This window comes from Shewanella sp. SR44-3, assembly GCF_014163735.1.
Classification (GTDB): Bacteria; Pseudomonadota; Gammaproteobacteria; order Enterobacterales; family Shewanellaceae; genus Shewanella.
Map to the genome: position 1 here is coordinate 1 of NZ_JACJDV010000077.1, position 2,782 is coordinate 2,782.

General features: G+C 35.9%; 3 protein-coding genes. All 3 read left to right on the forward strand.

The features are described 5' to 3' along the window. Positions 1-238 precede the first annotated feature (238 nt). On the forward strand, positions 239-967 hold the full coding sequence (locus H5073_RS17785; RefSeq protein WP_182680899.1) for a hypothetical protein: 729 nt from the start codon (positions 239-241) through the stop codon (positions 965-967). Positions 968-1,080: 113 nt separating this feature from the next. Beyond that, positions 1,081-2,313 carry a hypothetical protein gene (locus H5073_RS17790; protein WP_182680900.1) on the forward strand — a complete coding sequence of 411 codons (1,233 nt, stop codon included), beginning with the start codon at positions 1,081-1,083 and terminating at the stop codon, positions 2,311-2,313. Positions 2,314-2,431: 118 nt separating this feature from the next. After that, positions 2,432-2,638: a hypothetical protein gene (locus tag H5073_RS18430; protein WP_259394949.1), complete on the forward strand. Its 207-nt coding sequence runs from the start codon at positions 2,432-2,434 to the stop codon at positions 2,636-2,638. Positions 2,639-2,782 lie beyond the last annotated feature (144 nt).

Genomic DNA, 2,782 nt, shown 5'->3' on the forward strand with positions numbered 1-2,782 from the left:
TTCATGATAATACTCCTAGATAAATGCCTAATTGGCAGGGTCTAGTAAGTATTTATGATGAGTGGATAGCGGTGAGCTTTATCTTTACTGCCGCAAAGCGGCTTCGTTCAACAAGTCGTTTAAAAGGACAAAAAACAGTTGGCTTTTGCTCCTTCGTCGCTAATTTTAGCCAACAATTTTTTGCCTCTTAACGAGGCGTTAGGACTACTCGTAGGTCATATTTTACATTGGAGGTTACATGACAAAAATAATAAAGCTTTTACTCATTTTTTTAACTACTACTTCAGGTATAGTATTCGCTGATGTTGGCAAAAGTGATCTAAAAGAAATTTATGAATTAATAGATGTTGGCGATTATCAAAATGCGCTAGAGAAACATATTTGGTTTCATGAAGAATCAAAAAAATCACCTGGCATGGGAGGAGTGCGGTTATCTTATGCCTTAATGTCATGGGTTAAACTTGGTGAACAATATCCTAAAGCGCTAACCGAATTGAAAAAAATTAGAGATAAAAATGATTCTTTACTCCGTTCAGGTAAAGGCAACTTCAGCAACTTCCACGATTTATCATCGATCAACCGAGAATTGAAGGAGTCAAACCTTACAGTTGAATTGTTCAAATATCTAGACAAAAACTATGTAGAACAAGCTAAAAGTTACTATCACGTTGTTGAACCTACCTTGTTGGAAATTAAAGAGTATGAACTTTGTGGTAAATATATTGGTAACCCAGTATTTAAATATGAATCTCTCAGGCACAACAGGGAATCTAGTTTAAACTCAGCCAAAAATTACCCTAAATTAAATACCCCGGAACATTACAGGTATATTGATAAATCATATATGACAGGTGTTCTAAATTTGCTAGAAATTTTGACAGCACTAGAAAGAGAAGATGAGAAAACTCAGGTACTTGAACGAGCATCCAATTATTTTGGTTATAGTGAAATTGTTGGACAATATTAAGAATAGCCCTAACAAACGCATTAAAGGCGACGCTCGCACCTCGAGCGCTTTATGCGGGCGTTAGCTAACTTGCCATATCGTTGAGCATTAAATTTCGAATAAAAGGATTTAACTTGAAAAAAATAATACTATTTTGCCTACTTGCTTCTAGTCACGCTTTCTCTGAAGAGCATGATCACGAACAGTTTCTTTTACAGGCAGTAAAAATCGGAAACCAAATACAAGAACAAACGAAAGATAAAACTTTAGTTGAGAAGATCTCATTCACTGAAGGCTTTGCCAAAGATTTTTCTAACAATCCCATCGCTTTAGATATTATTATGCAAGGACTTAGTGTTGAGTACTCTTTTGCTGGTTTACATAGTAATGCCTTAATTACTAGAGATAGAACTGCTGAAGTAGAAAGCTCTAATGTTGAAGATTTAGCTAACTATAATGCAAAAAGTGCTGTAGTCGAAATTTTGGAACGGGCTAAAACACATCAAATCGTTATGGTCAATGAAGCTCATGATATTTCACAACACAGAGTTTTAACTTACCGCTTACTAAAGGGGTTATGGAAACAAGGCTATCGCTACTTTGCCGCTGAAACATTAAGTAGCTCCGCTACTCTGCAAATTGATAGGGGCTTTATAACTAAGCAAGTTGGTTATTATACACGTGAAGCCCTATATGCAAATCTAGTGCTTACAGCAAAAGAAATAGGATTTGAAATTGTTTCATATGACCAACATAAGCCAAGTAAACTTAATACAATTGATGAGCGGGAAACTAATTCTGCACTAACCCTCAAAGAGAAAGTCTTTGATAAAGATCCCGACGCAAAAATCATTATTCATGTTGGTTACTCTCATATAAATGAGGAAAAATGGCTAGCAAGTAAACTTAAAAAGTACACAGGTTTAGAAACACTGACCATTGATCAAACTACACGTATAGAACGAAGTAATACTAAGTATGAACATCCTACGTATTCTAGAGCTGTTAAAAATGTCGAATTGCAAGAACCATTTATTTTTGTAAAAGGTAACGAAGTTTGGAGTTCTGATTCGAATAAATGGGATATCTCAATTTTTTGGCCAAGGACAAGTTACCTTAATGGACGCCCAAAGTGGGCTTCTTTAGGCCGAGTTAATTACAACGTAAGTACAAATGATTGTAAAAATTCGTACCCTTGTATGGTTGACGTTTTTAAATTTAACCATAAAGATGAAGTTCCCTTGGATAGAGTGCTAATTTCATCTAAAAACGACCACAAGTCAGTCTTTTTATCGCAAGGTGATAATATTATAGTGACGACTGATAGTAGTGGCAATCGGATTAATAAAATCAAGATTCAGAATTAAAGTTAGCTAACAAGCTAATTAATAAGGACAAAAAATAGTTGGCTGTTTTCGTTCCTCAACATTTTAGCCAACAATTTTTTGCCCATTATTAGGGCGTTAGGAATTTAGTGAGTCAATTATGCTCGTTGACAATATCGAAATAGAAGATATAAACCCAATACCTCCAATTGAAGATAAAGATCAAAAAGTAATTAATAGTGCCAGCCATGTTTATGGAAGCTTACTTGCTTTTGAACTAGGCTTACACTCTGGACAGACATTGACGAAAGGTGAGTTTATGCCACGCCCTAGAAGAAGTCAGGTGAGTGTGGAGCTTCTTGTTTAACATCAGTCCTTTCTACCACTGCAACAGTCGTGTTATTCGCCGTGCATTCTTTACCAATAAAAAGTCTGCGGTGATGATGCACTGGTTTATTGGGTGAGTCGGGTAAGAATTTTGACCATCGTCGTGCTTGGGTAGAAGCGCAAT